This is a genomic window from Pseudoselenomonas ruminis (assembly GCF_008271295.1).
GTDB classification, from domain to species: domain Bacteria; phylum Bacillota; class Negativicutes; order Selenomonadales; family Selenomonadaceae; genus Selenomonas_A; species Selenomonas_A ruminis.
In genome coordinates, this window is sequence record NZ_VTOY01000001.1 from 38,944 (window position 1) to 64,969 (window position 26,026).

Annotated in this window: 27 protein-coding genes; 23 read left to right on the forward strand and 4 right to left on the reverse strand. The window is 40.5% G+C overall.

Translation table 11 applies throughout. The annotated features are described in order from the left end of the window. Positions 1–2 precede the first annotated feature (2 nt). The 22 genes from FZ040_RS00175 (at position 3) to FZ040_RS13895 (ending at position 22,929) form a co-directional block, all read left to right on the forward strand. Complete coding sequence (locus tag FZ040_RS00175) at positions 3–1,838, forward strand: polysaccharide biosynthesis protein (protein WP_149170134.1); 1,836 nt, start codon at positions 3–5, stop codon at positions 1,836–1,838. Positions 1,839–1,956: 118 nt separating this feature from the next. Beyond that, positions 1,957–3,171 carry a DegT/DnrJ/EryC1/StrS family aminotransferase gene (locus FZ040_RS00180; RefSeq protein ID WP_149170135.1) on the forward strand — a complete coding sequence of 405 codons (1,215 nt, stop codon included), beginning with the start codon at positions 1,957–1,959 and terminating at the stop codon, positions 3,169–3,171. Further along, positions 3,168–3,851, forward strand: a complete 684-nt coding sequence (locus FZ040_RS00185) for a sugar transferase (protein ID WP_149170136.1) — start codon at positions 3,168–3,170, stop codon at positions 3,849–3,851. The genes FZ040_RS00180 and FZ040_RS00185 overlap by 4 nt, the downstream gene beginning before the upstream one ends. Continuing rightward, positions 3,803–4,822: a glycosyltransferase family 2 protein gene (locus FZ040_RS00190; RefSeq protein WP_149170137.1), complete on the forward strand. Its 1,020-nt coding sequence runs from the start codon at positions 3,803–3,805 to the stop codon at positions 4,820–4,822. Before FZ040_RS00185 ends, FZ040_RS00190 begins: the two co-directional genes overlap by 49 nt. 26 nt (positions 4,823–4,848) lie before the next feature. Further along, entirely contained in the window at positions 4,849–5,937 is a 1,089-nt protein-coding gene (locus FZ040_RS00195) for a glycosyltransferase family 4 protein (protein WP_149170138.1), read from the forward strand. An 18-nt stretch (positions 5,938–5,955) separates the two neighbouring features. Continuing rightward, entirely contained in the window at positions 5,956–7,104 is a 1,149-nt protein-coding gene (locus tag FZ040_RS00200) for an O-antigen ligase family protein (protein ID WP_149170139.1), read from the forward strand. A 74-nt stretch (positions 7,105–7,178) separates the two neighbouring features. Next, positions 7,179–8,510, forward strand: a complete 1,332-nt coding sequence (locus tag FZ040_RS00205) for a surface carbohydrate biosynthesis protein (protein WP_149170140.1) — start codon at positions 7,179–7,181, stop codon at positions 8,508–8,510. Positions 8,511–8,843: 333 nt separating this feature from the next. After that, positions 8,844–10,268, forward strand: coding sequence for a lipopolysaccharide biosynthesis protein (locus FZ040_RS00210; RefSeq protein WP_149170141.1), 1,425 nt, complete (start codon positions 8,844–8,846; stop codon positions 10,266–10,268). A 5-nt stretch (positions 10,269–10,273) separates the two neighbouring features. After that, entirely contained in the window at positions 10,274–11,482 is a 1,209-nt protein-coding gene (locus tag FZ040_RS00215) for a polysaccharide biosynthesis protein (protein WP_149170142.1), read from the forward strand. An 18-nt stretch (positions 11,483–11,500) separates the two neighbouring features. Further along, positions 11,501–12,679 (forward strand): LegC family aminotransferase, encoded by a 1,179-nt coding sequence (locus tag FZ040_RS00220; RefSeq protein ID WP_187620177.1) that lies wholly within the window; start codon positions 11,501–11,503, stop codon positions 12,677–12,679. Next, on the forward strand, positions 12,672–13,754 hold the full coding sequence (locus tag FZ040_RS00225) for a nucleotidyltransferase family protein (RefSeq protein ID WP_149170144.1): 1,083 nt from the start codon (positions 12,672–12,674) through the stop codon (positions 13,752–13,754). The genes FZ040_RS00220 and FZ040_RS00225 overlap by 8 nt, the downstream gene beginning before the upstream one ends. A gap of 536 nt (positions 13,755–14,290) precedes the next feature. Next, the gene (locus FZ040_RS00230; protein ID WP_149170145.1) at positions 14,291–14,932 is read left to right on the forward strand and encodes an acetyltransferase; all 642 of its coding nucleotides are present in this window, start codon (positions 14,291–14,293) and stop codon (positions 14,930–14,932) included. Next, positions 14,925–16,115 carry a thiolase family protein gene (locus FZ040_RS00235; protein WP_149170146.1) on the forward strand — a complete coding sequence of 397 codons (1,191 nt, stop codon included), beginning with the start codon at positions 14,925–14,927 and terminating at the stop codon, positions 16,113–16,115. The genes FZ040_RS00230 and FZ040_RS00235 overlap by 8 nt, the downstream gene beginning before the upstream one ends. After that, positions 16,112–16,945: a 3-hydroxyacyl-CoA dehydrogenase family protein gene (locus FZ040_RS00240; protein ID WP_149170147.1), complete on the forward strand. Its 834-nt coding sequence runs from the start codon at positions 16,112–16,114 to the stop codon at positions 16,943–16,945. The genes FZ040_RS00235 and FZ040_RS00240 overlap by 4 nt, the downstream gene beginning before the upstream one ends. A gap of 12 nt (positions 16,946–16,957) precedes the next feature. Then, on the forward strand, positions 16,958–17,953 hold the full coding sequence (gene neuB / locus FZ040_RS00245) for an N-acetylneuraminate synthase (RefSeq protein WP_149170148.1): 996 nt from the start codon (positions 16,958–16,960) through the stop codon (positions 17,951–17,953). Then, the gene (gene neuC, locus FZ040_RS00250) at positions 17,950–19,110 is read left to right on the forward strand and encodes a UDP-N-acetylglucosamine 2-epimerase (RefSeq protein WP_149170149.1); all 1,161 of its coding nucleotides are present in this window, start codon (positions 17,950–17,952) and stop codon (positions 19,108–19,110) included. The genes neuB (FZ040_RS00245) and neuC overlap by 4 nt, the downstream gene beginning before the upstream one ends. 28 nt (positions 19,111–19,138) lie before the next feature. Continuing rightward, complete coding sequence (gene neuB / locus FZ040_RS00255; RefSeq protein ID WP_304621457.1) at positions 19,139–20,194, forward strand: N-acetylneuraminate synthase; 1,056 nt, start codon at positions 19,139–19,141, stop codon at positions 20,192–20,194. After that, positions 20,191–20,889 (forward strand): acylneuraminate cytidylyltransferase family protein, encoded by a 699-nt coding sequence (locus FZ040_RS00260; protein WP_149170151.1) that lies wholly within the window; start codon positions 20,191–20,193, stop codon positions 20,887–20,889. The genes neuB (FZ040_RS00255) and FZ040_RS00260 overlap by 4 nt, the downstream gene beginning before the upstream one ends. Before the next feature lie 206 nt (positions 20,890–21,095). Continuing rightward, positions 21,096–21,416 carry a hypothetical protein gene (locus FZ040_RS00265; RefSeq protein WP_149170152.1) on the forward strand — a complete coding sequence of 107 codons (321 nt, stop codon included), beginning with the start codon at positions 21,096–21,098 and terminating at the stop codon, positions 21,414–21,416. A 57-nt stretch (positions 21,417–21,473) separates the two neighbouring features. Beyond that, complete coding sequence (locus FZ040_RS00270) at positions 21,474–22,400, forward strand: NAD-dependent epimerase/dehydratase family protein (protein ID WP_149170153.1); 927 nt, start codon at positions 21,474–21,476, stop codon at positions 22,398–22,400. Positions 22,401–22,506: 106 nt separating this feature from the next. Then, positions 22,507–22,698 (forward strand): toxin-antitoxin system HicB family antitoxin, encoded by a 192-nt coding sequence (locus FZ040_RS00275; protein WP_149170154.1) that lies wholly within the window; start codon positions 22,507–22,509, stop codon positions 22,696–22,698. An 87-nt stretch (positions 22,699–22,785) separates the two neighbouring features. Continuing rightward, positions 22,786–22,929: a hypothetical protein gene (locus FZ040_RS13895; RefSeq protein ID WP_187620178.1), complete on the forward strand. Its 144-nt coding sequence runs from the start codon at positions 22,786–22,788 to the stop codon at positions 22,927–22,929. Positions 22,930–22,959: 30 nt separating this feature from the next. On the opposite strand, the gene FZ040_RS00280 is transcribed toward FZ040_RS13895, so the two are convergent. The 4 genes from FZ040_RS00280 to FZ040_RS00295 all read right to left on the reverse strand — a co-directional run bounded on the left by FZ040_RS00280 (position 22,960) and on the right by FZ040_RS00295 (position 25,695). Beyond that, entirely contained in the window at positions 22,960–23,781 is an 822-nt protein-coding gene (locus tag FZ040_RS00280; RefSeq protein WP_149170155.1) for an Rpn family recombination-promoting nuclease/putative transposase, read from the reverse strand. Between the two features lie 190 nt (positions 23,782–23,971). Beyond that, positions 23,972–24,313: an RpnC/YadD family protein gene (locus tag FZ040_RS00285; protein WP_149170156.1), complete on the reverse strand. Its 342-nt coding sequence runs from the start codon at positions 24,311–24,313 to the stop codon at positions 23,972–23,974. Between the two features lie 67 nt (positions 24,314–24,380). Next, entirely contained in the window at positions 24,381–25,205 is an 825-nt protein-coding gene (locus FZ040_RS00290; protein WP_149170157.1) for an Rpn family recombination-promoting nuclease/putative transposase, read from the reverse strand. Between the two features lie 190 nt (positions 25,206–25,395). Then, positions 25,396–25,695, reverse strand: a complete 300-nt coding sequence (locus FZ040_RS00295) for a hypothetical protein (protein ID WP_149170158.1) — start codon at positions 25,693–25,695, stop codon at positions 25,396–25,398. On the opposite strand from FZ040_RS00295, the gene FZ040_RS00300 reads away from it, so the two are divergent. Beyond that, positions 25,661–26,011, forward strand: a complete 351-nt coding sequence (locus tag FZ040_RS00300) for a DUF6431 domain-containing protein (RefSeq protein ID WP_255448727.1) — start codon at positions 25,661–25,663, stop codon at positions 26,009–26,011. The genes FZ040_RS00295 and FZ040_RS00300 overlap by 35 nt on opposite strands. Positions 26,012–26,026 lie beyond the last annotated feature (15 nt).

A 26,026-nucleotide genomic window follows, 5' to 3' on the forward strand; every position in this document is an offset into this window, starting at 1 on the left:
CAGTGACATATCTGAAATTAATACGAGACAAACTAAAACTGCTATTAATTGACGCCATAATCCTGGCCGTAATGCCTTTGGTTGCCCTATTGCTTCGTTTTGAGGGGACGGTTCCCGCCGCAGAATTTGACACGTTCCGTGCCTGCTTGCCGTGGATGGTGCTGATTTCCCTGGCTATCTTCTATTTCTATGGTATGTACCACCGCATTTGGCACTATGCCCGCATCCGTGACCTTATTGCGATAATCGGTGCCATCACCCTGTCGCAGGCTATCATCTTTTTCGTCACGGTCATGGCGGCGGTTTCCGTGCCGCGCAGTGTCATCATCCTGACCTGGCTGCTCACGATTTGTGGCGTTGGCGCCAGCAGGTTGGCCTACAAAGTCAATCTTGATATGGTCACAGAATCCCAGGGCGACAGGAAAAATCTCCTGATTGTCGGTGCCGGGGATGCCGGTGCCATGCTGGTCCGGGAATTGGAACAAAAAGCCGCTGCGTCCATTTGTATTGTCGGCTTTGTCGATGACGACGAAAAGAAGCAAAAAGGAAGACTCGCAGGCTTTCCAATACTCGGCACCATCAGCGAGATTCCCAAAGTAGTGCAAGAAAACAAAATTGACAAAATCGTAATCGCCATACCTTCGGCGGATGGTGATACCATCCGCCATATTGCTATGCAATGCCGCAAGACGGGCGCCAAAGTCCGCATCATGCCGGGGATCTACGAAATGATGACCGATGGCGTCGGCATGGGCGAAATGCGCGAAATCCGGTTAGAGGATTTACTCCGCCGTGACCCGATACACCTTGACTTTGCCAAGATAACAAACTACATCGCCGGCAAAACGGTATTGATTACGGGCGCTGGCGGCTCCATTGGTTCCGAGATTTCCCGCCAGATCAGCCGCGTAGGAGCCAAAGAAATCATCCTTCTCGGCCGTGGCGAAAACAGCATCTACGAAATCCATCAGGAACTCAAGCGCAAATTCCCCGAGCAGACCTATCATACGGTAATCGCAAACATTACGGACAGAGACCGCATGGAACGTATTTTCAAACGGTTCCAGCCACAGGTTGTATTCCATGCCGCGGCGCATAAACACGTCCCGCTCATGGAAATACAGCCCGAAGAAGCCATCAAGAATAACGTCTTTGGTACGAAAAACGTGGCAGAGCTGGCCGATGAAAATCAGGCCGAAATCTTCGTCTTAATTTCCACGGATAAAGCTGTAAACCCGACCAGTGTCATGGGCGCCACCAAGCGCACGGCTGAACTCGTTTTGCAGGAAATCAACCAGCACAGCAAAACGAAGTTCGTCACCGTAAGATTCGGCAACGTCCTCGGCAGCCGCGGCAGTGTCGTGCCATTATTTGAAAAACAAATCGCCGCCGGCGGCCCGGTAACGGTCACCCATAAGGAAATGACAAGATTCTTCATGACCATCCCCGAAGCCGTCCAGCTCGTACTCCAAGCGGGCAGTCAGGCCGAAGGCGGCGAGGTATTCCTGTTCGACATGGGAAAACCCGTAAAAATCAAAGACATGGCAGAAGACCTCATACGGCTCCACGGCCTGACCCCAGGCGAAGACATCCAGATAACCTACACCGGGCTAAGGCCAGGAGAAAAACTCTACGAAGAACTCCTAACCAGCGAAGAAGGTACCACCAGTACCAAACACAAGAAAATCTTCAAAGCCCAGATTCAGCCGTTGAATGAGGCAGACCTAAAACAAAGCCTGCAAACTCTCAAGGAAACCACGAATAAACAAGTAATCTTGCAGACGTTAAAGCATATGATACCGACTTATAAGAGTAAGCAGCTCGAAGAAGCAAAATAAAGCCGTCCCCTCTGGGGGCGGCGAAGCCGCGGGAGTCCAGTGGACTCCCCGGAGATTGGTCCGAAGGACCGGATGAGGTAACGCACTCCCAACAACCACGAAAGAAGGCAGTTATAATATGAAATCCCGTCAAATAAGCTTTTCCCCTCCTGACATTACGGAGGAAGAAATAAAGGAAGTAGCCGAAGCGATGCGTTCCGGCTGGATAACCACAGGTCCGAGAACGAAGAAACTGGAGTCGCAAATTGCAGACTTCTGCCATACGAGCAAAGCCGTCTGCTTGAATTCCGCAACCGCAGCACTGGAACTAACGCTAAGAGTTCTTGGTATCGGCGAGGGAGACGAAGTAATCACCAGCGCCTATACCTACACGGCATCGGCCAGCGTCATCGACCATGTAGGAGCCAAGATCGTATTGGTAGATACCGCCAAAGACAGCTGGGAAATGGACTACGATGCGCTGGAAAAAGCCATTAACGAGAAAACTAAAGCAATTATCCCGGTCGATTTAGGCGGTGTTCCCTGCGACTATGACAAAATAAAAGCCATCGTCGAGGCGAAAAAAGACCTGTTCCAGCCGAATAACAAAATCCAGCAGGCAATGGGACGGATTGCTATCACGGCCGACGCAGCCCATGCTTTTGGCGCTAGCTACAAAGGTCAGCCAATTGGCGCTGTTGCGGACTTTACGAGTTTTTCGTTTCATGCCGTGAAAAACTTCACCACAGCCGAAGGCGGTGCAGTAGTCTGGAAAGATATCAATGGCATAGACAATGAGGAAATCTATCATCAGTATCAGCTCTTTAGCCTTCATGGTCAGTCGAAAGATGCCCTGGCAAAGACCAAATTGGGAGCATGGGAATACGACATAAAAGGGCCTTGGTACAAGTGCAACATGACCGATATCATGGCGGCAATTGGTTTGGTTCAGATGAAGCGTTATCCGGAAATGCTCAAGCGAAGAAAAGAAATTATCAGTAAATATAATGAAGCCTTCAAGGGCATGTCGATCCAGACGTTAATGCACTATAGCGAAGATCATCAGAGCAGCGGCCACCTTTACTTGGTTCGATTGTTGGGATTGGGAGAGGAAGAACGAAATGCCTTCATCACCAAGATGGCTGAGCACGGTGTTGCCACGAACGTCCATTATAAACCGCTGCCGATGCATACGGCATACAAGAACTTGGGCTTTGATATCAAGAACTGTCCGAATGCTTACAAGCAGTACCAAAACGAAGTCACGCTTCCGTTGCATACCAAACTGACGGATGAAGATGTGGACTACATTATAGAGAATTTCAAAGAAGTATATCAGGATGTGAAGGCATGATTCTGCGCAAATGGGAAGACCTGCCGGCAGAGATGAAAAATGAACAGGTACGCCCCTATTATGAGTATTTGGCAAAATATAAAATGACACTAGCAATGAAGTTTTTGCTGGACAAAATACTTGCTGCGATTCTACTGCTGGTTTTATCCCCTGTATTTTTTACAGTAGCGATTTGGATCAAAACGGATTCGCCTGGTGAAGTGTTCTTCCGCCAGGAACGTGTAACTCGCTATGGGAAGAAGTTTCGTATCTACAAGTTTCGTACCATGGTAAAGAATGCAGAGGCTTTAGGCAGTCAGGTAACAACCAACGCGGATATGCGTGTAACGAAAGTCGGTAAGAAAATTAGAGCCTGCCGTCTGGATGAAATCCCGCAGCTCATAAACATCCTAAAGGGAGAAATGAGTTTTGTGGGTACGCGGCCGGAGGTGCCAAGATATGTGAAGCACTATACCGAGGAAATGTATGCAACTTTGCTACTTCCTGCGGGAGTGACCAGTGAGGCGAGCATCGAGTATAAAGATGAAGAACGGCTTCTAGCAGAAGCAGATGATGCAGATGAAGTCTACATAACAAAAGTGTTGCCAGAGAAAATGCGTTGGAACTATAGCAGCATAGGAAAGCAGGGAATATGGGAGGACTTCAAGATAATATTGAGAACATTGGGGGCTGTAATTTGAGGGTTAGTATATGCATCGTTGCTTTAAATGAAGAGCGATATTTACCAGGTATTCTAGAGGATGTGTTGAGACAAACATATTTGCATGATAAAACAGAAATACTCCTTATCGATAGTAAATCTACAGACAATACAAAGAAGATAATGATTGATTTCTCGATAAAATATCAAGATAATTATTGGCAAATAAGGGTGTTAGATAACGCAGGCCAACGGCAGGCCAACGGCTGGAATGTAGCACTTGAAAATTATCGAGGCGAGGCTATTATTCGTATAGATGCACATGCACATATACCTATAGATTTTGTGGAAAAAAATATTGAATGTTTAAAGCGTGGTGAACGTGTATGTGGTGGTAGACGGCCTTGTATTGCTGAGGAGGATACGTTTTCATCAAGACTGTTGTTGTCGGCAGAAAGTGCTATGTTTGGCAGTGGAATATCTAATTTTCGTAATAGTGAAAAAAGTGGATACGTAAAATCAATTTTTCACGGATGTTATCGACGTGAGGTATTTGATAAAGTCGGTAGATTTGATGAACGGTTGGGACGAACAGAGGATAATGATATTCATCAAAGAATCAGAGCTGCTGGATATAAGATTTTTATGGATAAGGATATTGTTTCCTATCAGTATGTAAGACCAACACTTTGGAAAATGTTCAAACAAAAGTTCATGAATGGGTATTGGATTGGTAAAACTGTCTATATAAATCCAAAATGTTTGAGTGCATATTACTTTGCTCCGTTAGTATTTATTATAATGTTATTCGGTTCATTGCTAGTAAGTACACTTGGATGTGTATGGCCGTTGATGATGCTAATGATTGCTTATGGCAGTGTGATAATATTATCCACATTTTGTAGTGTATGGGAACGGAAAGATATAAGATTTATAGCTGTTGGCTTGATCTGTTTTATGATGCATATATGTTATGGATGGGGGACACTTCGAGGATTGTTTAAATTGTAATATATATCAATGGTAGGGCGGAGCTTATGAGGAAAATATGTTTTTTTACGCATAGTATGAATAATTCTGGTGGTGTAGCACGTGTATTGGCAAATGTGGCTAATATGTTTAGTGATAGTGGGGATGAAGTATCTATTATTGTAATGGATTCTTGTGGAGAAAGTTTTTTTAGAATAAATACAAATATAAAAATACTTACCCTAAATAATGGAATTTGTAATAGTATTGTTGGGCAATTTATTGGTGCCATTAAAACTGTTTATGAATTAAGAAAAAGAATTAAACAAATGCAGCCAGATGTCGTTTTCGCTTTTTGGACAAGTAGAGCAATTATTGCGATTATAGCAGGATATAAATTAGGGATACCAATAGTTGCATGTGAACATACTGCATATTGTCGCGCAAGAAAAGATGCCAATATAATTAGATATATAGTATATAGACAAGCAGCAGCAATTGTGTCACTTACTAATGAAGATGCTGTGCGATACAAAAAAATTAACCCCAATACGTATGTAATTCCTAATGAGATTAATGATTTAGAAATTAGAAAACATAACAATTCGAATGAAAAAGTGATTTTGTCTGTTGGAAGATGGTCTCGTGAAAAAGGGTACGATTTGCTCATTGAAGCTTGGAATATAATAGCAAATAAATACAATGGTTGGAAATTGAAAATTGTAGGAGATAAAGAAGATTTAGAATTTGTGGAAGAAGTTAATGCGAAAATTAGAAATTATAAAATAGGACATACTATTGAGGTTAAAGATGCTACTCTTGATATTATGGATGAATATGATAAGGCAGATATTTTTGTGTTATCATCACGTTGGGAAGGCTTGCCTATGGTATTGTTAGAAGCAATGTCACGTGGCGTTGCTTCGGTAAGTTTCGACTGTCCGACGGGGCCTAGAGATATAATAACAAATGAATATAATGGTTTTTTAGTAAATGCAAATAATGTCAAAATGTTATCTGAAAAAATTGAGTTATTGATTCAAAATAATGAATTGCGTAAAAAAATAGGTGTAAGAGCTAATAAAGAAATTTGTGAAAAATATAATAGAGAGATAATATATGCCAAATGGAATGAAGTGTTAAATCAAGTTGTTTGATGTATAAACGTGGGGGATATGATGTTCAAAAAAATAGAAATTAATATGATAAATTTGTATGCTTTTCTTATCCCTTGCGTAACTGCAACAAGAGATGCTTATGGATTTAGTATAGGCAGAATATTTCTATTAACAATAGCGTTCATTGCAATAATTGATGCTATGTTTAGTAAAAAAATAAAAAATAATCAATATTTGTTAGTTTTGTTATTTTTATATCCATTATGGATGACATGCTCGTTGTTGTGGACTCCTAGTAATTGTGTTAATCAGGGGATTATAAGGACAGGATTCACAATTGCAATTTGCGTCTTCTTTTTCTTGATATCTTGTAGGGATATATCTGAAATAGAGTTAAAAAAAATAAAAAATAAAATAATAATTGGCGGCGTAATTTCCTCCTTGCTATTAATTGCTTTGGGAGGAGATTATTATGGGGATGAGGAAGAAGTTAGATATTCATTAACACCACAAACTGATCCTAATTATTATTCGATGTATTTGCTTATGCCTGTTGCTTTAGTGTTTAAAGCGATAACTACAAGTACAGGGAAGAATAAAGCTATAGCAGTATTGAGTATGATTATCATGCTGTATGCAATATTCTTATGTGGCTCTCGTGGGGCGTTGCTATCAATATTTATTATGTTGGTTATAGAATTGGTACGTAATCGAAGATTTTGCATAATAATGATGCTATTGTTTTGTATTTATATGGCCTTTGATAGTGTTGGCGAAATATATCCGCGCTTTGAAATAAATACGCTTGCATCTGGCGCAGGAAGAAGTTTAATATGGACAGTTATTACACAAATGATAAAAGATAATATTATATGTGGAGTTGGTGTTAGCGGGATAAAAGGTGTTTATGATGAATATGCAATACAAGCAGGTGTTGGATTTTTGGCAGGCCATGGAAGGGACCCTCATAATGCGTATATGGAAATATTTGCTGAATTAGGCATTGTAGGATTTGTTTTGTACACTATGATTATACTTGTTTCGCTATATAATAATTATAAATATAAAAAAAACAATTTTGATATGTCCATAGGTATTGTTGGAACTTTAATTGCAGCATTTTTTTTATCGAGTGTATTAGAAGAGGCAATTTGGTTTTATTTAGTATTGTTGACAATGAGGATAAAAAATGATGAAACAAATTAATTATGTGATGATTTAATTATACATTTGTGTGTTTATAGTCGATTAGAAAGAGATGAAAGTTTTAGGGTGATTGCATGGCTAGTATAGTGATTTTATACGAACATAAAGCACGAGAAATGGAAACTGTATTGTTACTTCGATATGAGCTTATGAGAAGAAGACATGATGTAAGTATTTTTCAGATTGATGATTTGAGTCGGATGAAATATTTGTTTAAGAAAACAGATTTGGTGATAACTCCATTTTTGTATGGAGATTATGAATTGAAAAAATATGTGTTAGAAATATTTGGATGCGTAAACAGAATATGCAATTTGCAGTGGGAACAAATATATAACAGAGGAGGAAAGAATAATCCTAAACGAAATCCTAAAGGTAATGCGAAATACGCTACTCATATATGTTGGGGGATGGATACATATAATCGCTTAATTAGTGATAAATGTATAAATTCTGTAATCACAGGGGCTCCACAAATGGACTTTTTAAAGGATGATTTCAATAATTGGTATTTAGATAAAGAAACTTTATATTCTAAATATGGTATCGATAAAAATAAAAAAACACTGTTATTTATTTCGTCGTTTTCTTATTTGGGGCTTAGTGACGAGAAATTGGAAGAACTAAAATTATTAGTAGATTTTAATCCATATTTGTTTAGAGATTTAACTGAAAAATCGAGAGATGTAATACTATCTTGGTTCGATAATATAATGAGGGAGAATGATAATATTAATATTATTTATCGCCCGCATCCTGGGGAAGTGATGGACGATAGAATGAGAGATTTATGTAATCGATATAAAAATATATTTTTTATTGGTGAGGAGTCAGTATCACAGTGGATTGTAAGATGTGATGCGATATTAAATTGGTATAGTACAGCAGGCGTAGAAGCTTTTTTTGCTAACAAGAATAATATTTTTTTAAGACCATTTGAGTTCCCTATAGATATGGATTATGAAATGTTTGGGAGTGTTTGTACAGCAAAAACATATAATGATTTTAGAGAATTAATCTTAAATGAAGAAGCAGTTAATGAATATTATAAAAATAATCCATTAGATAAGAAAGTAGCATTATATTATTTAATAGACAAAAAATTTTCATTTATAAAAATAGTTGGCGTAATTGAAAAAATGCTACAGGAAAAAGAAGATACGAGAATCAGTTCGGCGTACCGTTGCAGATGGAGATGGTACAGCCTGTTTAAGAGTTATATAAAACTAATTGTATACAAGTCTTGGAAACATTCAGATTTTTTTGCAACTAAAATTGTAAAAAACATTAATGTTTTACAAAGGGTTGTCGAATCTTGCTTAAAAAAGGAAACAGAAACTATTAAACAGGAAGATATATGTTCTTTTGATGAAAAATTTCGTAGGATCTACAAGGCGGATTGTTGATCCATTATATGTAATTGTTAAGATGTGGGATCGAAAGAGATATCTTATACTGCTTGTTCTCTATATACATAAGTCCAATTTTCATTATAACAGATTACTGCTCGAAATTTTACAAGTTGGAAATTCAATAAACACTAAAGATATGAGGGGATAGTAGTAAAATAGGTTGATGTTATGACATGATAGTGACCGTCATGCCGTAAATGTATGAAAAGTTTTATTGAGAATAATGCATAATTATCAGTTGGATGATACAACGGCTGATGTGTGGGGAATTCTTATACATGTTTGATAAATATGATCTAATAAAAATGGGTATGAAGGTATTTAAAAGTGTTGAAAAGTATAATGAGTTTTTCTGTATCAAATATAGTGAATTTATTCATAGGGCTTTTTACAGTGGTTGTTCTTACTAGAGTGTTTTCTCCAGAAGTTTATGGTGTTGTAAATATTTTTAATACAACTGTAGCTACAGGTTTGAGTATATTATATATGGGATTAGATAGTAGCTATATCCGTTTTTATAATGAGCCTCCAATAAATGATAGTAACAAAGATCTTGGTACAAAATTACTTTTATGTTGCCTTATAATAACTTTTATATGTGCATTGATATTTTCAATTTTTTTTCACAAGGAATTTGCTTATTGTTTTTTCGGATTTGAGAATAGAATTATAGTAATTATGATATTTGTAAGTATTTGCGCACAGTTAATACTTCGCTTCCTTAATATTAAATATAGAATGGATTTTAATATTAAACAGTTTACTATTCAGTCAGTACTTACTCAAATAATTTCCAAATTATTTATCGTACTGGCTGCATTATTATCATTTACTATAAATGGTGTTGTTTCTTTTAGTGCATGTAGTATACTGGCTTTTTCACTTCTACATATTTATGTGCAAAGGAAAATGTTTTTTTCTTTTAAAAACATTAATAATTTTGAAGACTATAGAAAAGTTTTTTTATTTGCTACTTTTTCCGCTCCTCTTCCTGTTTGTATGAATGTTAATATTTCTTTAACTCAACAAATAATTACGCACCTATTAGATGTTTCTTCTGTTGGTGTCTATTCGTCTGCAGGATATTTTTCAAGTATATTAGGGGCTTTACAAGGAGGATTTACAACTTACTGGGCTGCCTATATGTATAGAAATTATAAATATAAACAAAATGAGATTAAGCAAGTTAATGAATATTTATTGCTGTGCATTATAGTTGTGTTTGCATGTATGATATTAGGAAGAGATGTTATATATTTATTAATTGGAAGCGACTATCACGAAAGTAAAGATTTTTTTTCTTTAGTGTTATCATATCCTATTTTTATGCTTGCTGCTGAAACGACATCATATGGAATAAGCATTATGAATAAAATGCAATATTTTTTTGCTTGTTTTATTGTTTCTATATGTATAAATCTATGGATGACTTATACGCTAATTCCTATTGTTGGCCTGAAAGGGGCAGCAGTTGCATCATTTGTTTCTGGGGTATTTCTTTATATATCACGAACAATAATCGGACAGAGACTGTATAATAGTATTTCAGACATAAAAGTCACTATAATCGATAATATAATTATTATTCTTATGGCACTTATTCCTTCGGTTTTTTCAGATGTATTGTCTAATGTCTTTGTGCCACTATTGTTGGTGATGGCTCTAATAATAAATAAAGAAAGAATTTTTTGTATTAAAAATAAATTAATAGGATTAATTAAATTGTTGTTAAATATTAGTGCGAAAGGATGATTTTGATGTTTAGATTGGAAGAATTTATTAATCATTTTGTTACAATGAGAGCTGCTTCAATGTTTTATTCAGATGTTGAAGCAAATAAAGAAATTTTAAAATCGAAAATTGAAGGAAAGAGTTTTTTAGTGATAGGTGGAGCTGGTTCCATTGGTTCCTCGTTTATCAAAGCGATTCTGCCTTTTAAGCCTGCATCATTGGTAGTAGTGGATACGAATGAGAATGGATTAGCAGAACTTACGCGCGATCTTCGTTCTACCAAAGGTATGTATGTTCCTGATGATTATGTTCCTTATCCGATGAATTTTGCATCAACTGTTTTTGAGAAGATGTTTCGCAGCCGTGGTGGCTTCGATATCGTCGCGAACTTTTCGGCCCATAAACATGTGCGTTCAGAGAAGGATATCTATTCGGTGGAGGCGCTCTTGCAGAATAATGTCCTTCAGGCCAAGAAATTACTTGATTTGTTGGCTGAGATACCGCCAGAAGAGTATTTTTGCGTTTCGACGGACAAGGCGGCAAATCCCGTGAATATCATGGGGGCCAGCAAGCGTATCATGGAGGATGTCATTTTTGCTTATTCGAATAAATTCCCGGTGAAGACGGCTCGTTTTGCGAATGTGGCATTTTCCAATGGATCTCTTCCAGCTGGATTTATTGCACGGTTACAGAAACTGCAACCAATCAGTGCACCGTCGGATGTAAAACGATATTTTGTATCGCCAGAGGAGAGCGGTCAGATTTGCATGCTGGCTTGTATGTTGGGCGAGAATCGTGAGATTTTCTTCCCAAGATTGGAAGAGGCTCAGATGATGACCTTTGATGAGATTGCTACAGCCTTTTTGGAAGAACATGGCTATGAGGTTATGCAATGTGCCAGTGATGAGGAGGCAATTGAGAAGGCAGAAGATCTTCGGAATGGTAGCAGAAAATATCCGGTACATTATTCAGGCTCCAATACTTCCGGTGAAAAGGCCTATGAGGAGTTCTATACGGATAGCGAGACTGTTGACCTTGACCGCTTGCGGGCTCTAGGTGTTGTTACTGGTAAACAGATACCAGATGTTTCGCGGATTGAGGCTTTGTTTGAGAAACTGCATGCTGTTTTTGCTAAGGATGATACTACCAAAGAAGAAGTGGTAGAAATCATAGCAGATTACTTGCCGAATTTTGAGCACATTGAGACGGGAAAATCACTGGATAGCAAAATGTAAGCATTGGAGGACTGGGTGATGAGCAGATTTGTACCTTTATCTATACCGAACTTTGAAGGCAATGAAAAGAAATATGTGAATGATGCGGTAGAGCAGGGATGGGTTTCTACTGGCGGTGCTTATATCAAGAAAATGGAAGCATCATTGGCAGAATTCCTGCATACGGATAATGTGGCTGCCTGCCAGAGCGGTACAGCGGCATTGCATCTTTCTATGGTGGAGGCAGGTGTCCGTCCTGGTGATGTTGTTCTGGTGCCGCCGCTGACCTTCATTGCGGCAGTCAATCCGGTGAAGTACCAGTTTGCTACGCCGGTATTCATTGATTGCGATGATAGTTTCTGTATGGATCCGGTAAAGCTGCGGGATTTCTGTGCGAACGAATGCAGTTTTGCGAATAATCAGCTCAAATACCAGGGTAATCCCGTAAAGGCAGTCGTAGTTGTACATGTATTTGGCAATATGGCAGACATGGCAGCTATCATGGAAATTGCCCGTGATTATAACATCAAAGTCATCGAGGATGCAACGGAGGCTTTGGGGACGCGATACATAGATGGAGTGTATGCTGGAAAATATGCGGGCACCATTGGTGATTTCGGCTGCTATTCCTTCAACGGTAATAAGATTATCACGACTGGCGGCGGTGGTGCGGTAACGGCTAATGATTCGAAGGTTGTAGACCATCTGCGTTATCTGTCCACGCAGGCCAAAAATGATGTCCATTACTATATTCACAATGAAATCGGCTACAATTACCGCATGACGAATCTGCAGGCGGCGCTTGGTGTGGCGCAGATGGAGGAGCTGCCGGAGTTTATCCGTCGCAAGCAGGCAAACTACAATCTTTATGGCCAGTTGTTTGATGGTTTTGAGCTTGGTCATATGATTGGTTTCCGCGAGGATACCTACTCGAATATGTGGTTCTATTCGCTGGAAATCAATCGGGACAAAGTCAAGGCCAGCATGCGGGAAATCATCACGGCGTTGGAAGAGAAGGGCGTCCAGACCAGAGCTATATGGGGACTTATCAACGAGCAGATTCCTTATCAGCACGAGAAAACCTATCAGTTGGAAAAGGCTCCGTACTATGCGGAGCGAATCCTCAATATCCCGTCGAGTACTCAGATTACCAAGGAAGATATTGAGTATGTGGTTGAGCAGGTAAAGGCTGTATTGGAGGCGTTTGCTCATGAATAGGGAGCAGGTCAGGGAGTTTACGGGTAAGCTGCCTCTGAATGTGGTGGAGGCAATGAACCGGATTGACAAGCATGCCTCGTCTGGAGACTTGTTATTTATTGTAGATGGAAAGGGTAGTCTTATCGGCTGCATAACAGATGGCGATATACGGCGCTGGATATTGAAAGGCGGCGAGCTTAGTGCGTCTGTAGAAAAGGTTATGCACAAAAAGCCAGTGTATCTCCATGAAGATGAGCGGTATAAAGCGAAGTCCGTGATGCTGGACAAGGTTATCACGGCGATTCCGCTGGTCGATGAGGACAAGAGGATTCTTGACATTGTTTTGCTGCGAGAAGTCAGCAAAGTGCAGAAAGAAAAGAAAAGCCTAAAGGGTGTGCCAGTGGTAATTATGGCTGGTGGCAAGGGAACACGGCTTTATCCCTATACAAAGATTCTGCCTAAGCCACTTATACCGATTGGCGATACGCCGATTGTAGAACGGATCATTGACTGCTATGTCGAGTATGGTATTGCTCGGTACTTTATGACAGTCAATTACAAAAAAGGAATGATGCGGTCGTATTTCAATGATTTGGCACCGGACTATGAGGTGGTTTTTGTTGAAGAGAACAAGCCGCTGGGCACAGGTGGCAGCATCAAGTTGATTGAGGAGAAATTCGATTGTCCGTTATTCGTCACCAACTGTGATGCCCTTATCCGTGCAGATTACGCGGATATTTATGAGCATCATGTCAAGGCGGGCAACGATATCACTATGGTTTCGGCGTTGAAAAACATCACGGTTCCCTATGGCGTAACGCATTCCGGTGAGCAGGGCGAACTGCTCGCTATGGAGGAGAAACCGAAACTGTCGTATTTCATCAATACAGGCATGTATGTCATCAATCCGGAAACAATAGAGCTGATACCAGATGATACGATGTTCCACATGACGCATTTAGTGGAAAAAGTCATGGCTAATGGTGGCAAGGTCGGTACCTATCCGATAAGCGAGGATTCGTTCCTGGATATGGGCGAGTTCGAGGAAATGAAGCGGATGGAGCAGAAACTGAACATCATTTCGGAGAAGGGATAAGAGGCAGGTGTATTCGTATGGATAAACCGGTGATTATCATTGGTGCTGGTGTTTATGCCAAGGTGCTTATGGATTGCTTGCGTTTGCAGGAATTAAAGTGCTAGGAATGTTGGACAAATGCTTATACCTTCGAGAATAGGGGGGATCAATTAGTAGGAATGATAGTGCGATTGATACATACTCCTGTGATGCGGTGGAGCTTATCGATGGGCTGGGGCCGGTTGGGGACACGAGTCTGCGCACTAAAATAGCAGCAAACTCACTTATCAGTATTGGAGCAATTGTAGATTATGAACATGCTATTGGTATTTATTGTGCATTGTCTGATGGCGTTTGCATATGTACAGGAAGTCATGTGGGACGGACCTATTTCCTAAGAAAAAGGTGGAAAATCTTTAGTAGGAGCCGACGTGGTTGCGATAAGAGATGTTGCTGTTGAGGAAAAAGTTCTTGTTGTATCAGTTAAGGTTGTATAAGTAGATTTTAAAAAGATATCGCATAAGATAGATTTGATATTTATGTGAGAGGTGCTTTCTTTGAAAGATTTAGTAATTATTGGTGATGGTGGTTTTGCTAAAGAAGTAGAATGGTTAGTCGAGAGAATTAACCAAAAAGAACCTACGTGGAATTTTTTAGGATTTATTGACAAGGTTAAGAATAAACCTCAAGTAATAGGTGATGATGACTTTGTTCTAAATTATGGTCATGAGCTCAATGTTGTTATTGCTATTGGGACGTCTAATATACGGGATAAAATATACAATAGATACAAAAGAAATTCCAAAATAAAATTCCCTAACTTATTAGATCCTGATGTTAAACATTCAACTAAAATAACAATGGGGGAAGGCAATATTATCTGTGCTGGAACAATTATGACGGTGGATATATCTATTGGAAATTGCAATATTATAAATCTTGATTGTACTGTAGGTCATGATGTGCATATAGATGATTTTGTAACGATAAATCCAAGTGTAAATATCTCTGGGAATACGCATATTAGCAATGGTTGTAATATTGGAACCGGAACACAGATTATACAGGGGCTTATAATAGAACATAATACGATTGTAGGTGCGGGTGCAGTTGTTAACAAAGATTTGCCTGCAAATTGCACGGCTGTTGGTGTCCCTGCTAAAGTTATAAAAGTCAGGGAGGAGCAAGTCAATGCATAAAGTTTATATAATGGGAGCGTGTCGTACGCCGATTGGTAAGATGGGAGGTGCTTTGTCATCACTTTCAGCTATCGACCTTGGTGCGTTGGTTATACGTGAAGCAATAGAGCGTAGTGGAATCTCTGCAGATGAAGTAGATCATGTATACATGGGATGTGTTCTGCAAGCTGGATTAGGGCAGAATATTGCCAGACAAGCAGCTATACGTGCAGGACTTCCCTATAAGGTAACCGCAGAAACGCTTAATATTGTCTGTGGTTCTGGATTAGATGCCATAAATACTGCTGCTCGCCTGATTCAAACAGGGACGGTAGATGTTGTAATAGCTGGCGGTACTGAGTCAATGTCAAATGCACCGTTTGCGTTAAAGAATGCGCGTTTTGGATATCGTATGGGAAGTCCTATGCTAGATACGCCCTTAGTTGATACTATGGTGAATGATGCCTTATGGGATGCAATTAATGATTATCACATGGGGATTACTGCAGAAAATATCGCAGAAAAATATGGCTTAACAAGAGATGAGCTCGATGAATTTGCTGTGATAAGTCAAAGAAAAGCAGCTATTGCAATTTCGCAAGGGAAATTTAAGGATGAAATTATTTCTATTACAGTGAAAAATAAAAAGGGAGATATTATAGTTGATACTGATGAGGCTCCCCGACCAGATGTAACGGTGGAAGATTTGGCAAAACTAAAAGCTGTCTTTAAACCGGATGGTATTGTGACAGCTGGAAATAGTTCTGGAATCAATGACGGGGCTGCAGCAATGGTGCTCGTTTCAGAAAAAAAAATCAAAGAATTGAATCTGCATCCGCAGGTTGAATGGATAGATGGTGCTTTAGGTGGCGTTGACCCTGCTGTTATGGGAATAGGTCCTGTAGAAAGCACGAAGAAATTGATGAATAAGTTGTCTATGCAAATAGAAGATATAGATTTAATCGAAGCTAATGAGGCCTTTGCATCGCAATCTATAGCAGTACAGAGAGAGCTTTTATTGCCTCAAAATAAAGTAAATATACATGGTGGAGCTATTGCGCTTGGGCATCCAGTGGGGGCATCTGGTGCAAGGATTATGGTTACGTTGATTCATGAACTTAAACCGGGGCAAAAAGGGATGGCAACACTTTGTATAGGTGGTGGCATGGGGTGTTCCACGTTGATAAAGAGGTGTGAAAAGTGAAGGTCGCAGTAATCGGAACGGGAACATTGGGGACATCTATTGCGCAGGTGTTTTCTCAGTGTGATAAAGTAGAGAGGGTTTTCCTTTGTAAAGGACGCCCAACATCAAAGAATGGTAAGGATAAAATCGTTGAAGTATATGCTAGATTGGTAAAAAAAGAGAAACTGAGTCCTAAGCAGGCAGAAAATTTTTTAGCAAAGATTGAATCAGGAGAATTGGAGGATAGCAAAAGTGCAGATATTTTGATTGAAGCTGTAGCAGAAAAATTGGAAGTAAAACGAGAGATATTCGAAAAACTAGATGTGTTATGTGATAGTCATACAATTTTTGCTACGAATACATCGTCATTACCGATACAGGCAATAGGTGCAGGATTAAAGCATTCATTATTGGGAATGCATTTCTTTAATCCTGCTCCAGTCATGAAACTGGTAGAGGTGATTGCAACAGACGATACAACGGATGATATGCTGGCACAGGTTATGCAGATTGCTAGAGATATTGGGAAAACACCTGTGGAAGTCAGGGAAGCTCCCGGATTTGTAGTTAATCGTGTACTAATCCCTATGATAAATGAAGCTGTCAGTATCTATGCTGAAGGCGTGGCCACTGTGAAAGATATTGATACTGCTTTGCAACTGGGGGCTAATCATCCCATGGGGCCGTTGGCGTTGGCAGATCTTATAGGATTAGATGTAGTTTTGGCAATTTTAGACGTTATGTTGAAAGAAACAGGGAATAATCGTTACTTGCCACAGCCAATGCTGAAGAGAATGGTTAGAGAAGGGAAGTTGGGACGAAAATCTGGTCAGGGATTTTACAAATATTAAGGAGATATGACAATGGGCAAGACTTTGATAATAGCTGAAGCGGGTGTTAACCATAATGGTAGTTTAGAAATGGCAAAAAAGTTAGTAGATACAGCTTATGAATGCGGTGCGGATGTTGTAAAATTTCAGACGGCAAAACTTGATTCGTTGGTATCAAAGAATGCTCAGATGGCTGAGTATCAAAAGAAAAATATTGGTGTAGAGGAAAGTCAGAAAGATATGCTCAAAAAAATACTTTTGAGTTTTGATGATTTTATCGAATTATCGGGGTACTGCAAGAAGGTTGGAATAAAGTTTTTATCTACGCCTTTTGATATTGATAGTATTCATTTTCTAAATGACATGCAGAATATCTGGAAAATTCCATCCGGAGAGATTACCAATTATCCTTATCTAGTGGAAATAGCAAAAACACATAAAGAAGTTATTTTATCTACAGGGATGGCTGAAATATCGGAAATTGAGGATGCAGTTAATTTGCTGAAAGACAATGGTGCTGGTAAAATATCGATTCTTCATTGTACGACGGAATATCCTACACCTATTGAGAAAGTAAATTTAAATGTAATGAAAAATTTGAAAAAACATTTTAGATGTCCTGTTGGGTATTCAGATCATACGCAGGGAATTGAGGTGGATTTAGCTGCTGTAGCTTTGGGCGCTGAAATAATCGAAAAGCATTTTACGTTAGACCGAAGCCTCCCAGGTCCAGACCATAAAGCAAGTTTGGAACCGGAAGAACTAAAAGCGATGGTCAGGGGGATTCGTAAGGTTGAATCAGCTTTAGGAACAGAAGAAAAAAAACCATCTGTCGATGAAATAGCAAACAGGGTTGTTGCACGTAAAAGCATAGTAGCAAAGCGAAATATTGCTGCTGGAGAGATTTTGACGGAAGATAATATTACAACAAAGCGCCCTGGAACAGGAATTAATCCCATGCATTGGAAAAATGTGTTGGGGACAAGGGCTGTGAGAGATTTTTGTGAGGACGAGTTAATTGTGCTATGAAAAAAATTGCGATTGTGACAGCTACTAGAGCTGAGTATGGATTATTAGCACCGATAATTACGGAATTGAGAAAATATGAAAATGATATTTTGACGGTAGAATTGATTGTTACAGGTACTCATTTAAGTCAACAGTATGGAATGACAGTACAGGAGATAGAAAAATCCGGTCAGCGAATAGACAAGCGAATAGAGATTCCTTTGGACTCGTCTACGGCATTGGATATTTCTAGCAATCAAGCAGCGACTTTGGTTAAATTTACTCGTTTGTTTGCAATTGAATGCTATCAAGCTGTTGTTTTGTTGGGAGATCGCTATGAAATGTTGATGGTTTCTATTGCGGCGGGGAATACGCAAACTCCAGTATTTCATCTCTGTGGCGGTGATACCACAGAAGGTGCGATGGATGAATGGATTCGTCATGCTATAACCAAGATTAGTTATCTGCATTTTGTGACGAATGAAGAAAGCAGGAGAAGAGTTATTCAACTGGGAGAAGATCCTGCTCGGGTGTTTAATGTTGGTTCTACTAGTATTGATAACATTTTGACTGTTGTGGATATGAGCAAAGCTGAAGCATTAAAAAGCGTGGGGGTTGATATGTGTGATTATGCTCTTGCTACTTATCACCCTGTAACAATGGAAGCGGATGACGTGGCTAAACAGGTGAAAGATTTTTTAGCGGCGTTGCAAGCTTTCCCACAGATGCAGTTCATCGTTACAAAATCCAATGCTGATCAAGGGGGGGCAAGAATCAATGCGCTGCTGGATGCAGCGGATTTACCGAATGTCCATGTATTTACCTCATTAGGCGTAAGGCGGTATCTGTCTTTGATGAAGTATGCCAAGTTTGTTTTGGGAAATTCATCTAGTGGAATCATTGAGGCTCCGGCGTTGCATGTGCCGACAGTCAATATCGGTAATCGTCAACGTGGCCGATATCAATCGGCAAGTATCATAAACTGTGGTGCTGCTGCGGAGGAGATTATGCAGGCTATGGAAGTGGCTATGAGTGAAGAACATCAGCAGATTTGTAAACAAGTTGTCAGCCCTTATGGGGATGGACATGCTGCAGAAAAAATCGCACGAGAAGTAGTTACAGTGATTAGCTCCCCGATTGACTTGAAGAAAAAATTTTATGACTGGCCGGAGGTGTAATCTGTATTGAGAAAAGACCATATATATTATTGCTGAAGCAGGCGTAAACCATAATGAAGATATGGAATTAGCACGCAGATTGGTTCGTGCAGGCGCGGAGGCTGGTGTAGATGCGGTAAAGTTCCAGACCTTTCGGCCGGAAAAACTGGTAACACAATCTGCGGAAAAGGCGGCTTATCAAAAAGTAACTACTGGTAAGCAAGAGAGCCAGCTGGAGATGCTGCAGAAACTGACGTTATTGGACAAGGATTATGTAGAACTTCAGCAGTTGTGTCAGGATTGTGGTGTAGATTTTATTTCCACATCGTTTGATAGTGAAAGTTTGCATTTTTTGACAAATGGACTGGATATGCCATTTATCAAGGTGACTTCTAGAGAAATTACGAATGCGCCGTTTCTACTGGAAATTGCGCAAACACAAAAGCCTATCGTTTTATCTACGGGGATGGCAACACTAGGGGAAATAGAACAGGCTTTGGCTGTACTGGCGTATGGTTATTTACATGAAGATTTTCCTGCTGATTTTCAGGTGGTTCAGCAAGCATATGTGTCTGTTGATGGACAGGATATTTTGCGAGAAAAAGTACAGCTGCTGCATTGCACCACGCAATATCCAGCACCGCCGTCGCAGGCCAATCTTAAAGCTATGGAAACCATGGCGCAGGCTTTTGGCCTGTCAGTTGGTTATTCTGATCATACGGAGGGAATAACTATTCCTGTGGCAGCAGTTGCCAGAGTGGCTGTAATTATTGAAAAACATTTCACGCTGGATAAAGATATGCCTGGGCCGGATCATAAGGCGTCTTTAGAACCGAATGAGTTAAAGGCTATGGTGCAGGCAATTCGCACGGTAGAACAGTCTATTGGTACAGGCATAAAGATTCCCGCTGCTGATGAGGTGCCTAATATTCCTATCGTGCGTAAAAGTTTAGTCGCAGCCAAGAATATTGAGGCTGGAGAGATATTTACCTTGGACAATTTGACTGTCAAGAGAGCTGGTCGAGGGATAAGTCCAATGGATATTTGGTATATACTTGGAGAATCGGCGAGACATGCATATAAGGAAGATGAAAAAATAAAATGAAAAATATAGCAATTATTCCAGCGAGGAGTGGCTCAAAAGGGCTCAAAGATAAGAATATTAAATTGATGGATGGCAAGCCGATGTTGGCGTATAGTATTGATGCCGCCAAGGCATCAGGTCTGTTTGATGAAGTTATGGTGTCTACGGATTCACAGAAATATGCGGATATTGCTGTAGAATATGGTGCTAGTGTACCATTCTTGCGGTCGGCAGAGAATAGCTCTGATAATGCAAGCAGTTGGGATACCGTGCTAGAGGTGATTCGTAGGTATAGAGATATAGATAGAAGGTTTGATACCGTATGTTTATTGCAGCCTACATCACCTTTGCGAACTGGAGAAGATATTGTCGGGGCGTACAAAGTTTTTCAAGAAAAGAATGTAAATGCGGTAACATCGGTTTGTGAAGTAGATCATTCGCCACTATGGACTATGACTTTAGATGAAGATGGGATGTTAACAGATTTTCGATATCGTCATACAGACGTTCCGCGACAGAACCTTGAGATTTATTATCGGATAAATGGAGCAATATATATTCGGCAGTTAGTATATGGAGATGCTGGTGTTAAATTAGAGGATGATAGAGAAATTGCCTTCATTATGGATAAAATTAGAAGTATAGATATCGATGACAAATATGATTTTGCTCTAAGTGAATATTTAATGAAACGGATAAAATATAATAACATGTAAATTAAAGTTTGTTTTATCTAGCATGATGGTTTTTATTGAATGGTTTGATTGTTATCCTATATATGCTTATCGATTTAAATAATGAGGGAGTATTATTTTATGAAGATTATTCTAAAGCCGTTATCGCTGTAATTATTACAACGGTAGCTACCACCGCTAATGCGTATCGGGAACGAAAATTGAAAAAGGAGGATTGTAGATAATCGTTGTCGATGGGTGAAACAGGCACGTATGGTAAGGCAAATTTATATGCGGCAGAAAGAACGTGTATAGATGTAGCGGCAGAAAAAGAAGTTGATACACACAAGATTTTTGAAGATATTAATATGTACGTTTCACAGTTAATTGTATATCTTCCTTATAATGGAAAAATGTTATGTGATGAAGTCTATTGTTTGGCTAAAGATAATAAAGCTGTTACAAAAGAAAAGAATAGTGGATCAGCGGAAAAATTGTTGTACCGTATTAGAGCTCAAGAAAACAAATGCCGAGTGATTTTAAAGTTTGTTTGGATATATATTAAATAAGAAGTAAAAGAATAATTATATGTTAAGCTCAATCGGTAAAAAATAGGAGGCTTATTTATGAGAGGGCTTATAACGGGTGGTGCAGGTTTTATTGGCTCGCATTTAGTTCGACAACTTTTGCAGACAGATCATCAATTGGTGGTGATGGATAATGCTATCACTGGGGGAAGGCATTATTTGCCGGCAGGAGGAGGATTTACTTGCTGGCAACAAGATATCCGAGATGCAACAGCGAAGAAGAAAATTCAACAAGAAAAATTTGATGTCATTATACATTTAGCGGCGCAAACCATGGTGGATGCTTCGATAAAAGACCCAGTGTTTGATGCTTCGGAGAATATCATGGGGACACTAAATGTGTTGGAGGCTGCACGGCAATGTGGTGCTCGGGTGATTTTTGCTTCGACGGCAGCTGCTTATGGTGATGTGGTGGAGAACGAGCTGCCAGTGCTGGAGTCCCACGAACTTTCGCCGCAGTCGTTTTATGGACTTACCAAGGTTGGCGTCGAGAAATATCTGGCGCTTTATCATCAGCATTATGGCTTGGATTACGTTATTTGCCGGTTTGCGAATGTCTACGGTGAGCGCCAGGGCGATAAAGGCGAAGGCGGCGTCATCAGTATTTTCGCCAAGCGAATTGCTGCGGGTAAGGATATCACGATTTACGGTGACGGCACGCAAACGCGCGATTTTGTTTATGCCGGTGATATTGCCCGAGGTATCTGCAAGGCAATGACTACGGAAAACGTGAATACCGTGTATAACCTTAGTACGCAGACGGAGACGAGTCTGCTGGATTTAGTACGTATCATGAGTGAGGTTTCGGGCTGTGAGATTACGCCTAAGTTTTGGCCAGTGCGCGAAGGAGATATATACCGTTCGATGCTTTCGAATCAAAAAGCAAAGGCTGGCCTTGGCTGGGAGCCGCAGGTTTCCTTAGAAGACGGTTTGCGGCGAACGATGGATTATTTTCGTGGAATTTGACATGTCAATTTGACTTGTCAATTGTCAGTTGACCGGTCAATTTTGACTTTTGACTTGTCAAAATTGACATATTCGTTGGAGTTAATTGGAACTGCGAGGTGAGTAGATGTTTGTAGTAAAGAAGAATTCGGAGATGATTAACAAGACGTTCCGGTTGCCGGTGGATTTGGTGGAGCGGCTTACGGAGGTAGCGCAGGCGCAGGAGGTGTCAGTCAATAATCTGGTGCAGCAGTGCTGTGAGTATGCGCTGGGGGATATGGCTGGTGAGGCGCACCGGGATACAAAACAGAGGAAGTGAGAGGATGACTGATCTTTCCAGGAATTTGCAACAGATTCGTGCGACACTGTTTCAGGTGCGTGTAGATGACCTTTTAGGGGGTAGCATTTGCTGCCAGAGGAGATTTCGCTTCTCGAACGTTTTCGCCAGCGTCCTATGGCAAAACAGGAGCATCTTTCGCGGCTGATTGATTTTGAGTTGCAGGATAGTGAAAATACAGAAAGCAAAACCCCATCGTTCTCGGATAAATGAGAACGATGGGGGTCTGCTTTTTGTATTGAATTAGAGTTGTTTGGCTAATTCTTGTATGCGCGCTTCGGAAAGATGGGAGTATTTGATGATTTCCTCAATGGGTTTGCCATCACGAAGCATAGCAATTGCCAAATTGGATGCCATTTCCTCGCGTCCCTCAGCACGCCCTTCAGCGCGGCCGTCATCGTGGGCTTCGCGCATTTTCATTTCATAGGTCATATAACTCACCCTTTCCTCATGGTTCGTTTTCGTTTTGGTGATGCAGGCATCGATTTCCTTGATGAAGTCGTCAGCTGCGGGCAGTCCGTTCATATAGTCAAGGAATGCTTTTATATCTGGTGATACATCGTTAGCGGTACCCTTGCTGCTGAGAAATATTTTGGTAGTACCGTCGTTTAGTTCGAGGTTTTTGTCTTCGATGCAGAGATTGCGGAATGTATAGATATGTCGGTTTTGTTCAAAGAGTTCAAACGGACAAAGAAAGATGATGATGGAGGAGCGAAGCTCCTTGTACAGTGCGCCTCTGGCCAGGGAATCAACATCAATCATAGACTGGTAGTATCTGGTTCGCTGGGCAAGTTCCTGATCGCCATAATCGCGCACTTGCATCTCGATATCATAAATTGTGTCATCACCTTCGACGTAAACATCGAGCCGTATGCCTTTGCTGTCGTATTTCATTTTTAGAGATTTTTCTTCTTCCAGGTAGGTGATATCCCGAATCTTGATGTTGAGGATTTTTTCGATGAGCCGCTTGCAAAACCGTTTGTGTCGCATAACGAGTTTGAACATATAGTCATCGATGATGGTAAGTTCCTCCCAAGGCTTGATTTCACGATGATAGGCAGACATGGCAGATACTCCTTTCTTATATTATAACGCTGGAAAATGAGTTTTGTCGATGGATAAAACTTATATAAAACATTTGTTTGCTATATCTATAATAACACAAATGTTCGAATATGTCTATAGTGATGGAAAAGTGAACTGTTACCATAAAAAACATCGTTCTCGGATAGATGAGAACGATGTTTTTTATGGATTATTTGGATTGTAGGGCAAGTTCTTCGACTTCTTCGCGTGAGAGGTTGACGAGTTCGATGATTTCCTCAATGGATTTATTTTTGGCTAACATTCGTTTCGCTATACGCAGGTCAGCATTTCGTTCTCCTTCAATACGCCCTTCAGCGCGGCCCTCAGCACGGCCTTCAGCACGTCCCTCAGCGCGGCCGTCGTCGTGGGCTTCACGCATTTTCATTTCGTAGGTCATATAACTCACCCTTTCCTCATGGTTGGTTTTTGTTTCGGTGATGCAGGCATCGATTTCCTTGATGAAGTCGTCAGCTGCGGGCAGTCCGTTCATATAATCAAGGAATGCTTTCACATCTGGTGATACATCGTTGGTGGTACCTTTGGGCCTCGGATAAATGAGAACGATGGGTTTTTATGGATTATTTGGATTGCAGGGCAAGTTCTTCGACTTCTTCGCGTGAGAGGTTGACGAGCTCGATGATTTCCTCTATGGATTTATTTTTTGCTAACATTCGTTTGGCTGTACGAAGATCAGCATTTCGTTCACCCTCAGCACGGCCCTCAGCGCGGCCGTCGTCGTGTGCTTCACGCATTTTCATTTCGTAGGTCATATAACTCACCCTTTCCTCATGGTTGGTTTTTGTTTCGGTGATGCAGGCATCGATTTCCTTTATGAAGTCGTCAGCTGCGGGCAGTCCGTTCATATAGTCAAGGAATGCTTTTACATCTGGTGATACATCGTTGGTGGTACCCTTGCTGCTGAGAAATATTTTGGTAGTACCGTCGTTTAGTTCGAGGTTTTTGTCTTCGATGCAGAGATTGCGGAATGTATAGATATGTCGGTTTTGTTCAAAGAGTTCAAACGGACAAAGAAAGATGATGATGGAGGAGCGAAGCTCTTTGTACAGCGCCCCTCTGGCTAGGGAATCAACATCAATCATAGACTGGTAGTATCTGGTACGCTGGGCAAGTTCCTGATCGCCATAATCGCGCACTTGCATCTCGATATCATAAATTGTGTCATCACCTTCGACGTAAACATCGAGCCGTATGCCTTTGCTGTCGTATTTCATTTTTAGGGATTTTTCTTCTTCCAGGTAGGTGATATCCCGAATCTTGATGTTGAGGATTTTTTCGATGAGCCGCTTGCAAAACCGTTTGTGTCGCATAACGAGTTTGAACATATAGTCATCGATGATGGTAAGTTCCTCCCAAGGCTTAATTTCACGATGATAGGCAGACATGGCAGATACTCCTTTCTTATATTATAACGCTGGAAAATGAGTTTTGTCGATGGATAAAACTTATACAAAACGTTTGTTTGTTATATCTATAATAACACAAATGTTCGAACTTGTCTATAGCGAGGGAAAAGTGAACTGTTACCATAAAAAACATCGTTCTCGAATAAATGAGAACGATGTTTTTTATGGATTATTTGGATTGTAGGGCAAGTTCTTCGACTTCTTCGCGTGAGAGGTTGACGAGTTCGATGATTTCCTCTATGGATTTATTTTTTGCTAACATTCGTTTCGCTATACGCAGGTTAGCATTTCGTTCTCCCTCGATACGCCCTTCAGCACGTCCTTCAGCACGGCCGTCATCGTGGGCTTCGCGCATTTTCATTTCGTAGGTCATATAACTCACCCTTTCCTCGTGGTTGGTTTTCGTTTCGGTGATGCAGGCATCGATTTCCTTGATGAAGTCGTCAGCTGCGGGCAGTCCGTTCATCATAGATACGCAGTTATCCGGGTATGGTTCTCATTCCCGCTATGTACGCTTGAAATGTGGCATCCGGGTGTATATGGATGTGCCAGCAGGCATTTGCCCAAACTGTGGTCATACACATACAGAGCTACCGGATTTCATCCGTCCTTACAAGCATTACGAATCCTCCGTTATACAGGAGGTCGTAAATGGAAAGTCCACGGATATTTGTGAAGCAGACGAGTCTACCATGAAGCGCTGGAAACGGGAGCACCAGCGGATGGCACCGCATGTTGAGACGCTTCTGCGGACCGTACTTTCGGCAAGCGTTACGAGCTATTAGAGGACAAATCAAGAA

Excerpts from the sequence above, each read along its gene's own strand:
- FZ040_RS00180 (WP_149170135.1), top strand. The coding sequence starts at position 1,957 with ATGAAATCCCGTCAAATAAGCTTTTCCCCTCCTGACATTACGGAGGAA.
- FZ040_RS00185 (WP_149170136.1), top strand. The coding sequence starts at position 3,168 with ATGATTCTGCGCAAATGGGAAGACCTGCCGGCAGAGATGAAAAATGAA.
- FZ040_RS00190 (WP_149170137.1), top strand. The coding sequence starts at position 3,803 with ATGGGAGGACTTCAAGATAATATTGAGAACATTGGGGGCTGTAATTTG.
- FZ040_RS00195 (WP_149170138.1), top strand. The coding sequence starts at position 4,849 with ATGAGGAAAATATGTTTTTTTACGCATAGTATGAATAATTCTGGTGGT.
- FZ040_RS00200 (WP_149170139.1), top strand. The coding sequence starts at position 5,956 with ATGATGTTCAAAAAAATAGAAATTAATATGATAAATTTGTATGCTTTT.
- FZ040_RS00205 (WP_149170140.1), top strand. The coding sequence starts at position 7,179 with ATGGCTAGTATAGTGATTTTATACGAACATAAAGCACGAGAAATGGAA.
- FZ040_RS00215 (WP_149170142.1), top strand. The coding sequence starts at position 10,274 with ATGTTTAGATTGGAAGAATTTATTAATCATTTTGTTACAATGAGAGCT.
- FZ040_RS00220 (WP_187620177.1), top strand. The coding sequence starts at position 11,501 with ATGAGCAGATTTGTACCTTTATCTATACCGAACTTTGAAGGCAATGAA.
- FZ040_RS00225 (WP_149170144.1), top strand. The coding sequence starts at position 12,672 with ATGAATAGGGAGCAGGTCAGGGAGTTTACGGGTAAGCTGCCTCTGAAT.
- FZ040_RS00235 (WP_149170146.1), top strand. The coding sequence starts at position 14,925 with ATGCATAAAGTTTATATAATGGGAGCGTGTCGTACGCCGATTGGTAAG.
- neuB (WP_149170148.1), top strand. The coding sequence starts at position 16,958 with ATGGGCAAGACTTTGATAATAGCTGAAGCGGGTGTTAACCATAATGGT.
- neuC (WP_149170149.1), top strand. The coding sequence starts at position 17,950 with ATGAAAAAAATTGCGATTGTGACAGCTACTAGAGCTGAGTATGGATTA.
- FZ040_RS00260 (WP_149170151.1), top strand. The coding sequence starts at position 20,191 with ATGAAAAATATAGCAATTATTCCAGCGAGGAGTGGCTCAAAAGGGCTC.
- FZ040_RS00270 (WP_149170153.1), top strand. The coding sequence starts at position 21,474 with ATGAGAGGGCTTATAACGGGTGGTGCAGGTTTTATTGGCTCGCATTTA.
- FZ040_RS00275 (WP_149170154.1), top strand. The coding sequence starts at position 22,507 with ATGTTTGTAGTAAAGAAGAATTCGGAGATGATTAACAAGACGTTCCGG.
- FZ040_RS00280 (WP_149170155.1), bottom strand. The coding sequence starts at position 23,781 with ATGTCTGCCTATCATCGTGAAATCAAGCCTTGGGAGGAACTTACCATC.
- FZ040_RS00290 (WP_149170157.1), bottom strand. The coding sequence starts at position 25,205 with ATGTCTGCCTATCATCGTGAAATTAAGCCTTGGGAGGAACTTACCATC.
- FZ040_RS00300 (WP_255448727.1), top strand. The coding sequence starts at position 25,661 with ATGAAGTCGTCAGCTGCGGGCAGTCCGTTCATCATAGATACGCAGTTA.
- FZ040_RS00295 (WP_149170158.1), bottom strand. The coding sequence starts at position 25,695 with ATGATGAACGGACTGCCCGCAGCTGACGACTTCATCAAGGAAATCGAT.